The organism is Tessaracoccus lacteus, assembly GCF_029917005.1.
GTDB classification, from domain to species: Bacteria; Actinomycetota; Actinomycetes; order Propionibacteriales; family Propionibacteriaceae; genus Arachnia; species Arachnia lactea.
On the sequence record NZ_CP123967.1, the window covers coordinates 1,648,688 to 1,662,779 of the forward strand.

General features: G+C 70.9%; 14 protein-coding genes. 2 read left to right on the forward strand and 12 right to left on the reverse strand.

Going from position 1 to position 14,092, the window contains the following annotated elements; translation table 11 throughout:
- Positions 1-179 precede the first annotated feature (179 nt).
- From trpA to hisI, 7 genes are read right to left on the reverse strand one after another with little or no spacing between them, the layout of a single operon-like run.
- Positions 180-1,028 carry a tryptophan synthase subunit alpha gene (gene trpA, locus QH948_RS07600; protein ID WP_281143860.1) on the reverse strand — a complete coding sequence of 283 codons (849 nt, stop codon included), beginning with the start codon at positions 1,026-1,028 and terminating at the stop codon, positions 180-182.
- The gene (gene trpB / locus QH948_RS07605) at positions 1,025-2,260 is read right to left on the reverse strand and encodes a tryptophan synthase subunit beta (protein ID WP_281143861.1); all 1,236 of its coding nucleotides are present in this window, start codon (positions 2,258-2,260) and stop codon (positions 1,025-1,027) included. Before trpB ends, trpA begins: the two co-directional genes overlap by 4 nt.
- Complete coding sequence (gene trpC, locus QH948_RS07610) at positions 2,257-3,051, reverse strand: indole-3-glycerol phosphate synthase TrpC (protein ID WP_281143862.1); 795 nt, start codon at positions 3,049-3,051, stop codon at positions 2,257-2,259. The genes trpB and trpC overlap by 4 nt, the downstream gene beginning before the upstream one ends.
- Positions 3,048-3,254, reverse strand: coding sequence for an HGxxPAAW family protein (locus QH948_RS07615; RefSeq protein WP_281143863.1), 207 nt, complete (start codon positions 3,252-3,254; stop codon positions 3,048-3,050). The genes trpC and QH948_RS07615 overlap by 4 nt, the downstream gene beginning before the upstream one ends.
- A 53-nt stretch (positions 3,255-3,307) precedes the next feature.
- Positions 3,308-3,679: a hypothetical protein gene (locus tag QH948_RS07620; RefSeq protein ID WP_281143864.1), complete on the reverse strand. Its 372-nt coding sequence runs from the start codon at positions 3,677-3,679 to the stop codon at positions 3,308-3,310.
- A gap of 29 nt (positions 3,680-3,708) precedes the next feature.
- The gene (locus tag QH948_RS07625; protein ID WP_281143865.1) at positions 3,709-5,202 is read right to left on the reverse strand and encodes an anthranilate synthase component I; all 1,494 of its coding nucleotides are present in this window, start codon (positions 5,200-5,202) and stop codon (positions 3,709-3,711) included.
- On the reverse strand, positions 5,199-5,525 hold the full coding sequence (gene hisI, locus QH948_RS07630; protein WP_281143866.1) for a phosphoribosyl-AMP cyclohydrolase: 327 nt from the start codon (positions 5,523-5,525) through the stop codon (positions 5,199-5,201). Before hisI ends, QH948_RS07625 begins: the two co-directional genes overlap by 4 nt.
- Positions 5,526-5,599: 74 nt before the next feature.
- Between hisI and QH948_RS07635 the strand changes: the two genes are divergently transcribed.
- Positions 5,600-6,208, forward strand: a complete 609-nt coding sequence (locus QH948_RS07635) for a TIGR03085 family metal-binding protein (RefSeq protein ID WP_281143867.1) — start codon at positions 5,600-5,602, stop codon at positions 6,206-6,208.
- Between the two features lie 63 nt (positions 6,209-6,271).
- Here the strand turns inward: QH948_RS07635 and QH948_RS07640 are convergent, their stop codons facing one another.
- Positions 6,272-8,293 (reverse strand): prolyl oligopeptidase family serine peptidase, encoded by a 2,022-nt coding sequence (locus QH948_RS07640; protein WP_281143868.1) that lies wholly within the window; start codon positions 8,291-8,293, stop codon positions 6,272-6,274.
- A 21-nt stretch (positions 8,294-8,314) separates the two neighbouring features.
- A complete protein-coding gene (locus tag QH948_RS07645; RefSeq protein WP_281143869.1) occupies positions 8,315-9,331 on the reverse strand; it encodes a phosphotransferase in 1,017 nt (338 codons plus the stop codon).
- A 427-nt stretch (positions 9,332-9,758) separates the two neighbouring features.
- On the opposite strand from QH948_RS07645, the gene QH948_RS07650 reads away from it, so the two are divergent.
- Positions 9,759-10,697 carry a hypothetical protein gene (locus QH948_RS07650; RefSeq protein WP_281143870.1) on the forward strand — a complete coding sequence of 313 codons (939 nt, stop codon included), beginning with the start codon at positions 9,759-9,761 and terminating at the stop codon, positions 10,695-10,697.
- An 84-nt stretch (positions 10,698-10,781) separates the two neighbouring features.
- On the opposite strand, the gene gatB is transcribed toward QH948_RS07650, so the two are convergent.
- From gatB to gatC, 3 genes are read right to left on the reverse strand one after another with little or no spacing between them, the layout of a single operon-like run.
- Positions 10,782-12,269 (reverse strand): Asp-tRNA(Asn)/Glu-tRNA(Gln) amidotransferase subunit GatB, encoded by a 1,488-nt coding sequence (gene gatB, locus QH948_RS07655; protein WP_281143871.1) that lies wholly within the window; start codon positions 12,267-12,269, stop codon positions 10,782-10,784.
- A complete protein-coding gene (gene gatA / locus QH948_RS07660; RefSeq protein WP_281143872.1) occupies positions 12,266-13,774 on the reverse strand; it encodes an Asp-tRNA(Asn)/Glu-tRNA(Gln) amidotransferase subunit GatA in 1,509 nt (502 codons plus the stop codon). Before gatA ends, gatB begins: the two co-directional genes overlap by 4 nt.
- 2 nt (positions 13,775-13,776) lie before the next feature.
- Entirely contained in the window at positions 13,777-14,070 is a 294-nt protein-coding gene (gatC, locus tag QH948_RS07665) for an Asp-tRNA(Asn)/Glu-tRNA(Gln) amidotransferase subunit GatC (RefSeq protein WP_281143873.1), read from the reverse strand.
- Positions 14,071-14,092 lie beyond the last annotated feature (22 nt).

Below are 14,092 nucleotides of genomic sequence, written 5' to 3' on the forward strand. Positions count from 1 at the left end.
GGTCCTCCTCGAGGGTCGGTGGGCACGCGTCCGCTCACGCGGCAGCGTGCAAACATTACGGCCAGCAGTTCTGCACGACAATCCAGTCTCACCGAGCGGGCGGCCGGTTTGCCAGGTTGTAACGAACCCGCAACAACTGATCCCCCGGGCCGGCCGGGACACGGGATCAGTCGCCGGGATCAAGGGCGGGCGCTCGCGACGCCCGCGGCCAGTTCGCCCGACAGCGCCCGCAGGCGCCGCAGGTCCCCCGGCATGTCTGCCCCGTCGGAGTCCAGGCACTTGAGCAGCGCCGAGCCGACGATCACGAGGTCAGCGTAGCCGCCGATCTCGGCCGCCTGCGCCCCGTTGCTCACGCCGAGACCGATGCCGACCGGGACGGTCGGGTCGATGGCGCGGGCGCGTCCCACGATCACGGGCGCGGCGTCGGAGGTGGCGGAGCGCGCTCCGGTGACGCCCATCACGCTGGTGGCGTACACCCAGCCACGGCACGATCCCATCGTGAGCGCGATGCGCTCGTCGGTGGAGCTGGGGGCGATCAGGAACACCCTGTCGAGGTTGTGCGCGTCGCTGGCCTCGAACCACTCCGGACAGTCGTCCGGGGGCAGGTCCGGGGTGATGACGCCGCGGCCGCCAGCAGAGGCCAGGTCGCGGGCGAACCGGTCGGGGCCGTAGGCCTCGATCAGGTTCCAGTAGGTCATCACCATCGGGGCGGCGCCGGTCGCGGCGACCGTCTCCGCGGCGGTGAACGCGTCGCGCGTGTGGACCCCGCGCGCCCTTGCCTTCACGGTGGCGTGCTGGATGACCAGCCCGTCCATCAGCGGATCGGAGTACGGGATGCCGATCTCGACGATGTCGGCGCCGCGGCCGTCGCTGCCCTCGACCACGGCACGGAAAGCCTCCATCGACTGCGCGACGCACGGGTAGCCGACGGGGAGGTAGCCGACGAGCGCCGGTCGCCCCGCATCGAGGCAGGAGCTGACGACAGCGCCGGTGTTGCCCAGCCGGGCGGCGTCGGTGAAGCTGCTCATTCCAGACCTCCAACGGTCTTGTCCGGCACGCCGGGCAGCCCGAACCAGTCGAACGCCGTCGCCACGTCCTTGTCGCCGCGGCCCGACAGGCACACGAGGATCTTCGGGTGCAGGTCCGGGCGCTCCTGAGCCAGTCGCAGCCCGAGCCGCTTCGCGCCGGCGACCGCGTGGGCCGACTCGATGGCCGGGATGATGCCCTCGGTGCGGGTCAGCTGCTTGAACGCATCCATGGCGTCCGCGTCGGTGACCGGTTCGTAGACCGCACGGCCGGTGGTGGCCAGCCAGGCGTGCTCGGGGCCGACACCCGGGTAGTCGAGGCCGGCCGAGATGGAGTGCGACTCGATGGTCTGCCCCTCCTCGTCCTGCAGGACATAGGTGCGGGCGCCGTGCAGCACGCCGGGGCTGCCCGCCGTGATCGTCGCCGCGTGGCGCCCGGTGGCGATCCCCTCGCCCTCGGCCTCGAATCCGTAGAGGCCGACGGACGGATCCTCGATGAAGTCGTAGAACATGCCGATGGCGTTGCTGCCGCCCCCGACGCAGGCTGCAACATAGTCGGGCAGGCCTCCGTGCTCGGCGATCATCTGGCGCCGCGCCTCCGTGGAGATCACCCGCTGCAGCTCGCGCACGAGGTACGGGAACGGGTGGGGGCCGCCGACGGTGCCGATGAGGTAGTGCGTGTCCTCGACCGTGGTGACCCAGTCGCGCATCGCCTCGTTCATGGCGTCCTTGAGCGTCCTGGAGCCGGCGGCCACGGCGTAGACCTCCGCGCCGAGTAGCTGCATCCGGGCGACGTTCAGCGCCTGACGCTGCGTGTCGACCTCCCCCATGTAGACGCGGCACTCGAGTCCGAGCAGGGCGGCGGCGGTTGCGGTGGCCACGCCGTGTTGGCCGGCGCCGGTCTCCGCGATGACGCGGGTCTTGCCCATCCGCTTGGTGAGCAGGGCCTGGCCGAGCACGTTGTTGATTTTGTGCGCGCCGGTGTGGTTCAGGTCCTCGCGCTTGAGCAGGATCGTGGCGTTGCCGCACTGCCGCGAGAAGTTCCCCGCGACGGTGATGGGTGTCGGACGGCCCGAGTAATCGCGCTGCAGCTTCTCGAGCTCCGCGTGGTAGCTGGGGTCCGCCCAGGCTGCGTCGAAGGCCTCCGTGAGCTCCGCCAGCGCAGCCTGGAGTGCCTCGGGGACGAAACGCCCCCCGAACTGGCCGAAGTGTCCCGTGTCGGTCGGCAGGCTCATCGGATGCCCCTTTCTGCGGCCGCCATGAACTCGGAGATCGCCGCGGCGGGGTCGCCGTGGCGGACGAGCGCCTCCCCCACCAGGATGGCGTCGGCTCCCTGCGAGGCGAGGAGTTCCACGTCGGCGGCGGTGAGGATGCCGGACTCGGCCACCTTGACGGCGTCGGAGCCGATGCGTCCGGCCAGCGCCCCGAAGGCCGCCAGGTCGACGTCGAGCGTCTTGAGGTTGCGGTTGTTGACGCCGATCACCTCGGCACCGGCTTCGAGCGCGCGGTCGACCTCCTCTGCGGTGTGCGTCTCGACGAGAGCCGTCATGCCGAGGTCGGACGTCAGGGTGAGGAAGCTCCTCAGGTGAGCGTCGTCGAGGGCCGCGACGATGAGCAGCACGAGGTCCGCTCCGTGGGCGCGGGCCTCAAAGAACTGGTACTCGTCGATCATGAAGTCCTTGCGCAACACCGGCACGTCGACGCGGGCGCGCACGGCGTCCAGGTCGTCGAGCCTGCCGTTGAAGCGGCGCTGCTCGGTGAGGACGGAGATCGCCGCCGCGCCGCCCGCCGCGTAAGAGGCGGCGAGTTCCGCCGGGTCGGCGATGTCGGCCAGGTGTCCCTTGGACGGCGAGCTGCGCTTGACCTCGGAGATCACGGCCAGGCGCGGGTCGCGCAGTCGGGGGACGATCTCCAGGGGCGCGGGCGCACTCTCCGCGGCGCGCCGCACATCGGCGAGCGGGGTGAGTGCGGTACGGGCGTGGAGGTCTTCGCGGACTCCGGCGATGATGTCGTCGAGGACGGTCACGGTTGGCCGAAGCCCATGGTCTTCATGACCATGGTGACGAGGCAAGCGACCAGGATCACGGCAGCGCCGGTGATGACGAGCGGCCAGCTGGGACCGATCATGGCCGCGATGGCGACCAGCACGAAGCCGATCGCGACGCCGACAGAGCCGACCCAGGCCGCAGGGCTCCGCCCGTGGTGGTAGTACTTCGCGGTACGCGCCATCGCTCAGCCTCTCTGGTTTGGTCGGATCGCTGACTCCGGTGAGCCTACCGCCATCAGGCGGCGCGGTCAGGCCGTTGTTCATCCCCGGTGGTGGTCGGGTCGAGGCCAGCATCCATGGCCGACCAGTCGTCGAGGCGCCGCTCGGCGGCGGGCGAACGACGGACCCAGCGCGGCCCCCACACGACGACGCCGAGCAGCCCGGCCGCCGCGACGGCGAAGCCCGCGCCGACGATCCACGCCCCGAGCGAGACGGCCCACCCCAGCCCCGCCACCGACAGCGCGGTGACCGCGACGCCGAGGACCCGCAGTGCGGTGCGGTACAGCATGAGGCTCAGCGCGAGGCCGGCCAGGACCGCCAGCGCCGGCCCGATGAGCGGCGACGACGCCGCCTGCGAGCCGAGGGTGGCCAGTAGCGCCCCGGCCATGGCCACGAGTGTCGCGGGCGCGCGCCCCGTCATACGGGCGCCACCATGGCCTCTGCCCTCCCGATGGCCGTGATGACCGCCCTGGCCTTGTGCGAGCACTCCGCGTCCTCGAGTTCCGGGACCGAGTCGGCGACGATCCCGGCTCCCGCCTGGACGTGCGCCACGCCGTCGGCGATCAGCGCGGTGCGGATGGCGATGGCCACGTCGGCATTGCCCGCGAAGTCGAAGTACCCGACCACTCCCCCGTAGAGCGCGCGTCGGCTCACCTCGAGCCGGTCGATGATCTCCATCGCCCGCACCTTCGGGGCGCCGGACAGAGTGCCGGCCGGGAAGCAGCTGAGCACCGCGTCGAGACCTGTGGCTCCCTCCCGGAGGCGACCGGAGACCGCGGCCTCCAGGTGCATGATGTGCGAGTAGCGGCGGACCTTCATGAACTCGTGCACGGTGACGCTGCCGGGGGCGCAGATCCGACCGAGATCGTTGCGCCCGAGGTCGACGAGCATGAGGTGCTCCGCCTTCTCCTTCGGATCGGCGAGCAGCTCCTCGGCGAGGCGGCGGTCGGCCTCGGGCGTGGCCCCGCGCGGACGGGACCCGGCGATCGGCCGGGTGGTCGCGACGCGGTCTTGCACCGTCACCAGGGCTTCGGGGCTGGACCCGACGACGTCGAAGCCCGGCAGCCTCAGCAGGTACAGGTAGGGACTCGGGTTGGTCAGGCGCAGCGCCCGGTAGACCTCGAACGCATCGGCGCTGGTCGGCACGTCGAAGCGCTGCGACACGACGATCTGGAAGGCCTCCCCCGCGCGGATCTCCTCCTTCGCCTCCTCGACGATCGCGCGGTACTCCTCGGAGGAGCGCTGGCGGATCACGGTGGGCGTGCGGGGCTCGCCCTCCTGCACGACGAGGCTCGCCCGAGGGCGCCTCAGCTGGGCGGCCATGTCCTCGATGGCGCCCACGGCAGTGTGGTAGGCGCGCTCGACGCCCTCGTCGGTGCCGTCGAAGTTGATGGCGTTGGCCACGAGCCACAGCTCGCCGCGGTGGTGGTCGAGGATGGCGAGCTCGCTGGCGAGCATCATGACGAGCTCGGGGCGGCCGAGGTCGTCGGTCGTGGTGTTGGGCAGCCTCTCGAGCCGCCGCACGACGTCGTAGCCGAGATAGCCGACCATGCCGGCGTGGAACGGCGGGAGCCCAGTCTCTGGCGGGGTGGCGAGCTCGGCGAGCGTGGCGCGGAGCACCTCGAGAGGGTCGCCGTCGTCAGGGATGCCCACGAGCTCACGGCCGATCCAGGCGGCGTGGCCGTCCCCCTCGGTGAGCGTCGCGGCGGCGCGGACGCCGACGAACGACCAGCGCGACCAGACCCCACCGTCGGCCGACTCGAACAGGAAGGTGCCCTCCCTGCCGCCGCAGAGCTGCTGGTAGAGGGCGACGGGTGTCTGGTCGTCGGCAAGCAGCCGCGCGTGGACGGAGATGACCCGGCGCGTCCTGGCCTGCTCGGTGAACTCCTCGAGCGTGGGCGAGATGATCATGCGGCGCCGCCGTCGTTCAGCTCCGTGAAGAAGCAGGTGCGGTTGCCGGTGTGGCAGGCGGCCCCCGTCTGGTTGACCGTCAGGAGGATGGTGTCGCCGTCGCAGTCCAGCTCGACCTTCACGACACTCTGGTGGTGCCCGGAGGTCTCTCCCTTGACCCAGTACTCATGGCGGGACCGCGACCAGTAGGTGGCCCTGCCTGTGGCGAGGGTACGGCGCAGGGCCTCGGCATCCATCCAGGCCAGCATCAGGACCTCCCTGGTGTCGGCGTCTTGGGCGATCGCGGGCATGAGGCCGTCCGCGTTGAAGGTGAGCTCTGGCATGGGCCCTATTGTGCCCCGCGCATTCCCGGATGTCGCGTCCGCCGGGTTGGCTCAGAGTGTCTAGTCTTGTGCCCATGACCCTCGCCCGACGCCAACGCGCTGCCCTGGCCGACCTCCTCGAGGAGCTCGGCCCCTTCGCCCCGACCGAGTGTGCGGGGTGGCAGACCCAGGACCTCGCCGCTCACCTTTACGTGCGCGAGCACAAGCTCGGCGCGCTGCCTGGCATCGGCTCGGAGAAGTTCGCGCCGAGGACCGAGCGCATCCAGCGCGAGACGCTCCACGAGCTTGGCTACCCGGCCCTGGTCGAGGCCATCCGCACGCCCGGCTGGATCATGTTCCCGGTCGACAACCTGGTCAACTCGGGCGAGTACTTCATGCATCACGAGGATGTGCTGCGCGCCAACGGGCGCGTCCAGGTGCTGAGGCCCGGCGACCAGCGCGACCTGTGGCCGATAACCAAGGTGCTGGCCCGCAAAACGAACATGCAGTTCAAGGGGCACGTCCGGCTGCAGCGCACCGACACGGGCGAGGTGGCCCAGCTCGGGCGCGGCCCGAAGCCCCTGACGATCGCCGGGCTGCCGTCCGAGATCCTGCTGCACCTGAGCGGGCGCAAGGCCGACGTCGCCGTCACGGGCGAGCCCGCCGTCGTGGAGGCCTGGCAGAAGGCGATCAAGGGACTCTGAGTCCGACCCGACGCCTGACGGCCCGTCCCCTGCCGGGGGACGGGCCGTCGCATGTCCGGGGCGTCAGAGCAGCTCGGGGGTCTCCATCGCCCTGCCCTCGCGGTGGGCGGCGAGGAACTCGATGACGGTGTCGTACCAGACCTTCGCGTGCTGCGGGGACAGGATCCAGTGGTTCTCGTCGGGGAAGTACAGGAATCGGTGCGGCAGGTCGGCGGGTTCCCCCTCGTGCTTCTCGTTGAGCGCCCACCACAGGGCGAGCCCCTCGCCGATCGGCACCCGGTAGTCGCGGTCGCCGTGGATGACGAGCATCGGGGTGACGATGTCGGCGGCAAAGAGATGTGGCGAGTGGGCGGCCATCATCTCTTCGCTGAGTTCGCGCTTCCAGTACCACGAGGCGTCGGTGGTCGGGCCGAAGGACTGGAGGTTCCAGAGCGAGGCGTGGCTGACGATCGCGGCGAAGCGGTCGGTGTGCGTAGCGATCCAGTTGGCCATGTAGCCGCCGAAGGAGCCGCCCATCATGACGGAGGCGTCGTCGCGGACGTCGTCGCGCGCCTCCGCGGCGTCGGTCAGCGCCATGATGTCGGTGAACGGCTCGGCCCCCCACCGTCCCCAGCCGCGCTGGATGTGGTCGAGGCCGTAGCCGGTGGAGAGTGCGGGGTCGGGGAGCAGGACCGCCTGGCCGCGCGAGACGAGCAGCCAGGGGCACCACCGCCAACTCCAGGCGTTCCAGGAGCCGAGCGGGCCGCCGTGCACCCACAGCGTCAGGGGTGCCGGGTTGTCGTGAGATGCACCGTCGGGCAGGACCAGCCAGCCTGGGATCCTGGTGCCGTCGGCGGCGGTGGTCTCGACGCGCTCGATGCGGCCGGGCAGCGCCGGGTACTCGACGGGGCCGGGCAGCACCCGGGTCGTGGCGCCAGCGATGTCGATCGCGACGACCTCGCCCGGGATGTCGTAGGCGGTGCGCACCGCGTAAGCGGTGGCGCCGTCGGGGCTGAGCTGGACGGAGCTGTACGCGCCGTGCTGCGTCAGGCGGCGCACCTCTCCGGTTGCGACATCGATGGCGAAGACGGGGCACTCGCCGTCGTCGTCCGCGGTCACGATGAGCGTGGCGTTGTCCGGAGTGAACGCGACGGGGTGCGCCCAGCGGTCCCAGTCGGCCGCCAGCGGGCGCGACTCGCCGTCGCCGTCGATCAGCCACAAGGTGGCGTCGGGGCTCAGCGCCGAGGTCGAGCGGCGGTTCCGGACGGCGACGATCAGGCTGCCGTCGTCGCTCACGACCGGGGTTCCGAACTCGTCGTCGGCGTGCGACGCGATGACGGTCTGCTCGCCCGTGGCCGAGTCGATGCGGACGAGCTCGGCGCGGGTGACGCCGTGCGCCTCGGGCACCGACCACTCGGCCACGATGAGCGATCCGTCGCGGGAGACCGCGACGTCGCCGAGCGCGCGACCGACGTCGCCGGTGAGGTCTTCCACGTCGGCCAGCTCACGGTCGCCCTCCGCGGTGACGCGGCCGACGCGCAGGCGCGTGGTCTCCTGGCCAAGGTCGTGATCCCAGTAGCGGACGGGGTAGCCGGTGTGCAGCAGCGCGGCGACCTTCTTGTCCCGGCGCGCCGTCCGCTTGGCGGAATCGGCCTCGTCGTCCGCGGCGCCCTGGTGGACGGGCACGCCGAGGATGACCCGGTCGCTGTCGGTGGTGAGCACCTGACCCCAGCCGCCGTCACGGCGGGCCAGTTCGTAGGCCTCTCCCCCGCCGGCCGGCAGGCACCACAGCGCGGCGGTCGTCTCGGACGGCTTGTCTCCCGCCTTGCCGAGGAGGTCGCGCTTCGAGGTGAACAGCAGCGACCCGTCAGGCAGGAACGCGCTGAGGCTCTCGCCCTTGACGGAGCGCGTGAGGCGGGTCGACGGGGTCTCCCCCGTCGGGTCGACCCGGCACAGCGCGGTGGTGTAGGCGGTCGCCTCCGCATCGGTGCCCTGGACAGCCACGACGAGCGACGAGCCGTCACGGCTCAGCGTGAGCCCGCCGAGCCGGGGCGTCGAGATGTAGGTGTCCAGATCGAACCAGGGGGATGGGGTGGGATCAGTCATGGTCCCAACCTATCCCCGCCGTCAGACGCCGAGCTCGCCGAGGACCTGGGAGAACGTGTGCCGGGCCTGCTCGGCCAGGGGTGGGAGGGTCAGGCGGTAGAAGGACAGCTGGAACGCGGCCTGCGCGAACGCCCGGGCCCGCGCCCGGCGCCACGTGGCGTCGGGCACGTCGATGGCCCGCCGGAAGGCCTCGCGGGCGTTCGGTGTGAACAGATTCCAGGCGACCTGCAGGTCGTTGGCGGGCTCCCCCACCCCGACGCCGCCCCAGTCGATGAGCCCGACGAGGCTCCCATCGCGGACGATCAGGTTTCCCGGCGCCACGTCGCCGTGCAGCCAGAGCGCGCCGCCGCCGTCCCAGGGCGGGGTCGCCTCGAGCAGGGTGGTCCAGACCGCGGCCAGGTCATCGTGAACCTCGGGACCGTCCGCGCCGCCCGCCTGGGGACCGTCCGCGCCGCCCGCCTGGGGACCGTCCGCGCCGCCCGCCTCAGGACCGTCCGCGCCGCCCGCCCCGGGGGTCCGCGCGCCGATGCCGAGGTCGCCGACGCTGCCTGCCAGCGCGGCAAGACGCTCTCGCACGTCGGCGTCCATGTCGTGAGGGCTGAGCCCTGCCGTCGGTGCCCCTTCGGGGATCGGGAGGGCCCGCAATTCGCGCAGGAAGTCGGCGATCTCGACGGCTAGACCGGCGTCGTCGCTGCCGGGCTGGAGCCGACGCCCTGGCACCCATTGCTGGACGCACCACGGCGCCGGGTAGCCGCAGGCCGGCGCGCCGTAGAACTCGGGCACGGCGGGCGGCAGGCTGAGCCGGTCGCGTAGCCAGGGCAGCCAGGGGCGGACGCGCTCCTGCTGGTCGAAGGCCCAGGTCACGATCGGAAGCCGCACGCAGTGCCGGTCCCCGACGCGGTACACGTCCGTGTCTGTGCCGTGCATAGGGACGTCCGCGATGGGCTCACCGGCGAGCACGGGATACTGCTCCTCCAGCAGCCGACGCACGAGCCCGGCGCTGGTCGCCACCTGGTTCTCGTGCATCCTGCCTGCCATGGCCGCAAGCTATCACCCGCGTGCCTGAGCTCCCCCGGTCACCTGAGCTTGCCCCGGTCACCTGAGCTTGCCCCGGTCACCTGAGCTTGCCCCGGTCACCTGAGCTTGCCCCGGTTCCCTGAGCTTGTCGAAGGGCCCTGAGCGAAGCGAAGGGGAAACGCCGGTTCCCTGCCCGCCGGCGCCCGGCTCGCCTGAGCACCCCGCTCCGACGCCCACCCCGGCCCCCTTTCCGGCACAAAAATGCCTATGTCGGGGCCGCTGCAACATGGCAACAGCAGCACCGATATACGCATCGTTGTGCGCGGGAGTTGAGGTGGACCGGGCAACGTCATGGTCGGCGATCAGGGGTGTGATCAAGTAGACGAGCCTGTGGATAATTCAGACGGGCGTGCGAAAAGTGTCGGTGGCGGGTCGTAGCGTCAGTGTCATGGAAACCCGGCGACGTGACGATTCCCGGGAGGCGACCATCCGCCTCCGCGCCGGTGTTACTCTTCGTCGCCGGGGTGAGGCCGAGGAGCTGGAGGTCATCTGCGACCTGGCCGTCGCGTACAGGGTGGATGAGGCGGACCTGCTGGATTACGGGACCGAGATCTACCGGGACCGCGACACCAGACTCCCGGAGAAGCTGATCCGTCCCGGCGGGGAGGGAACCCCATCGGTGTCGGAGTTCCTGGCGATGGAGGTCGCCTCGTTGCTGCGGTGTTCCCAGACCTCGGCGATCGAGACGATCGCTTCCGCGCTGAACCTGAAGTACCGCCACCCCATGTTGTTCGAGGCAGTGATCAACGGGGAGGTCGAACGCTGGCTCGCAGCGAAGGCCGCCTGGCTGTGTCGGGAGCTGGATCCGATGCAGGCCGAGACCGTCACCGCCCATTGGCTGCCTCGGCAGTACGGCCTGGTGCCCAGCGCCGCGCTGGGAGAGCTGAAGAAGCTGATCATCCGCGCCGACGCGGCCGCCGCCAGGGAACGGGAGGCTGAGGCCCGTGCCCGGCGCGGGGTATGGCTCCTGCGGCTGCTGCGCCCAACCGAGGCGTTCCCGTTCTCCACCCGCACCCGCCGCCTGGACGTCGACCACAACACCACCTACCAGCCCGGCCGACTCGGCCAGACCCGGCTGGACAACCTCGCCCAGCTCTGCCGCCGCATCCACCGCGGCAAGACCAAAGGCGCCTGGGTACTGAACCAGATCACACCCGGCCACTTCCGCTGGACCAGCCCCCTCGGCTACGTCTACGAGGTCACCAGCGACGGTGCATGGTTGGAATGCACCCCCGACCTCGGCCCCCAGCTCAGCACCGTCGACAAGTCCATCCAGGACTGGTGCGACACCATCGCAGACGCCGCCACCCTCGCCCGCTGCAGCTGACAACACTCGCGCACGGGTACCCCGACGCCCGACAAGGCCTGTGCTGAGCCCGTCGGAGTGCTCAACGACCCGACATGGCCGGGACTACGCGAGCTTCTCCAGGATCAGCTCACGGACCTTGGCCGCGTCGGCCTGACCGCGCATGGCCTTCATGACCTGACCGATCAGGGCGCCGGCCGCCGCGACCTTGCCGTCGCGGATCTTGGCCGCGACGTCAGGGTTCTTCGCGATCACGTCGTCCACCGCGGCGCTCAGCGCTCCTGTGTCGGAGACGACGGCGAGTCCGCGCTTCTCCACGACCTCGGCGGGTTCGCCCTCGCCGGCGAGCACGCCGTCGATGACCTGGCGGGCCAGCTTGTCGTTGACCCTACCCTCGTCGACGAGCGCCTGAACGCCCGCGACCTGCGCCGGGGTGATGGCGAGCGCGTCGATCTCGACGCCGGTCTCGTTGGCGCGGCGGGCCAGTTCCGTGACCCACCATTTCCGGGCCGCGGCCGGCGTGGCGCCCGCCTGGACGGTCTCCTCGACCAGCGTGAGGGCGCCGGAGTTCACGACCGCGCCGAAGTCGATGTCGCTGAACCCCCAGGCGGCCTGCAGTCTGCGGCGGCGCTCGGCGGGCGGCTCCGGCAGGGTGGCGCGCAGCTCCTCGACCCACTCGGCGCTCGGGGCGATGGGCATCAGGTCGGGCTCCGCGAAGTAGCGGTAGTCCTCGGCCTCCTCCTTCGAGCGTCCGGGCGACGTGGTGCCGTCCGCCTCGTGGAAGTGACGGGTCTCCTGCTTGATGCGGCCGCCGTCGTCGAGGATGGCAGCCTGGCGGGTCATCTCGTACGAGATGGCCGTCTCGACCGAACGCAGCGAGTTGACGTTCTTGGTCTCCGTGCGGGTCCCGAGCCTGTCGGCCCCGATGGGCGCCAGCGAGATGTTCGCGTCGCAGCGCAGTGACCCCTGCTCCATGCGGGCGTCCGAGACACCGAGTGCCTTCACGAGCTCGCGCAGGTGCGCGACGTAGGCGCGGGCAACCTGGGGCGCCTTGTCGCCGGTGCCGAGGATCGGCTTGGTGACGATCTCGATCAGCGGCACACCGGCACGGTTGTAGTCGATGAGCGAGTAGTCGGCGCCCGTGATCCGACCCGAGCCGCCGACGTGCGTCGCCTTGCCCGCGTCCTCCTCCATGTGGGCGCGCTCGACCTCGACGCGGTAGGTCTCGCCGTCGACCTCGAGGTCGACGTAGCCGTCGAACGCGATCGGCTCGTCGTACTGCGAGGTCTGGAAGTTCTTCGTCATGTCCGGGTAGAAGTAGTTCTTCCGGGCCATGCGACACCAGGACGCGATGGAGCAGTTCAGCGCCAGCCCGATCCGGATGGCGGACTCGACCGCCTTGCCGTTGATGACGGGCAGCGAGCCGGGCAGCCCCAGGCAGACCGGGCAGGTGTGGGTGTTCGGCTCGCCGCCGAACTCGTTGGCGCAGCCGCAGAACATCTTGGTGGCGGTGTTCAGCTCGACGTGCACCTCGAGCCCGAGGGCGGGCTCGTAGCGGGTCAGCAGGTCGTCGTAGTCGGCCAGCTCGGTCATGCGGTCACCGCCTGGGTGTCGATGGTGGGAAGTACGTCCAGCAGCGGGTGGCCCCAGGCCGACTCGAGCGCCCGCTCCAGGACGCCGCCGACACGGTAGAGCCGCTCGTCGGCCATCGGCGGGGCCATCACCTGCAGCCCGACGGGGAGACCGTCGCTCAGCCCGCAGGGGAACGACGCGGACGCGTTGCCGGCCATGTTCGACGGGATGGTGCAGAGATCCGCGAGGTACATGCTCATCGGATCGCTCATGCGCTCCCCGATCCGGAACGCCACGGTCGGCGTGGTGGGCGAGATGAGCACGTCGACGGTCTCGAATGCCTTCGTGAAGTCGGCCTGGATAAGCGTGCGGACCTTCTGCGCTGAGCCGTAGTAGGCGTCGTAGTAGCCGGCCGACAGCGCGTAGGTGCCGATGATGATGCGGCGCTTGGCCTCGCGGCCGAAGCCCTCCTCGCGGGACAGGTTCATGACCTGCTCGGCCGAGTGGGTGCCGTCGTCGCCTGCCCGCAGCCCGTAGCGCATGCCGTCGAAGCGAGCAAGGTTGGAGCTCAGCTCCGCGGGCTGGATCAGGTAGTAGGCGGGCAGCGCGTAGGTGAACGCGGGACAGCTGACCTCGAAGATCTCGGCACCGGCCGCGCGGAGCAGCTCGACGGCCTCGGCGAAGCGCTCCAGGACCCCCCGCTCGTAGCCCTCCCCCTGGAACTCCGTGACGACGCCGATCCGCACGCCGGTCAGGTCTGCCGCCTGCGCAGCCGCGATGAGGTCCGGCACGGGCATGTTGAGCGAGGCAGAGTCGTGCGCGTCGTAGCCACCGATGACGGCCTGCAGCAGCGCGGCGTCCTCGGTGCTGCGCGTGCATGGGCCGGGCTGGTCGAGGCTCGAGGCCATCGCCACCAATCCGTAGCGGGACACGCCGCCGTAGGTGGGCTTCACGCCGACGGTGCCCGTCACCGCCCCAGGCTGCCGGATGGAGCCGCCCGTGTCGGAGCCGACGGCCAGCGGCACCATGAAGGACGCGACGGCAGCCGCGGACCCACCACCGGAGCCGCCGGGGATCCGGTCGGTGTCCCACGGGTTGCGGGTCGGGCCGTAGAACGACGTCTCGGTCGACGACCCCATGGCGAACTCGTCCATGTTCGTCTTGCCGACGATGACCAGCCCCGCCTCGCGAAGCCGCTTCACGACGGTGGCGTCATACGGCGGAATCCAGCCCTGCAGCATCCGCGAGCCGCACGTCGTGGGCATGTCGGTGGTGCAGTAGTTGTCCTTGACGCCGATCGGCACGCCGGCCAGCGGGCCGAGCTCGTCACCGGCGGCACGCCGGGCGTCGACGGCGCGGGCGGCGGCAAGCGCCCCCTCGGCATCGACGTGCAGGAAGGCGTTCAACGTCGGGTTCAGCGCCTCGATGCGGGCAAGGCAGGCGCGGGTCAGCTCCTCGGAGGTGAGCTCGCCGGCTGCCATGCGGCGGCCGAGCTCTGCCGCGCTCAGGCGGATCAGTTCGTCCATGCTCACTCCTCGCCCAGGATCTGCGGGACGCGGAAGCGCCCGTCCTCGTTGTCGGGGGCGCCGGAGAGCGCCTGCTCGGCCGTCATCGAGGGCTGCACCACGTCGTCGCGGAACACATTGGTCATCGTGATCGCGTGCGTCGCCATCGGCACCTCGGGTGTCGCGACCTCCGAGACCCGTCGGATCGATTCCAAGATGACGTCCAGCTCGGGGGCGAGTTCGGCGCATTCCTGCTCTGAGAGCTGGATGCGGGCCAAGGCGCCCAGTCGAGCCACGTCGGCGGCGGTGAGACCCACAGCGCTGCTCCTAGGTTGTCCA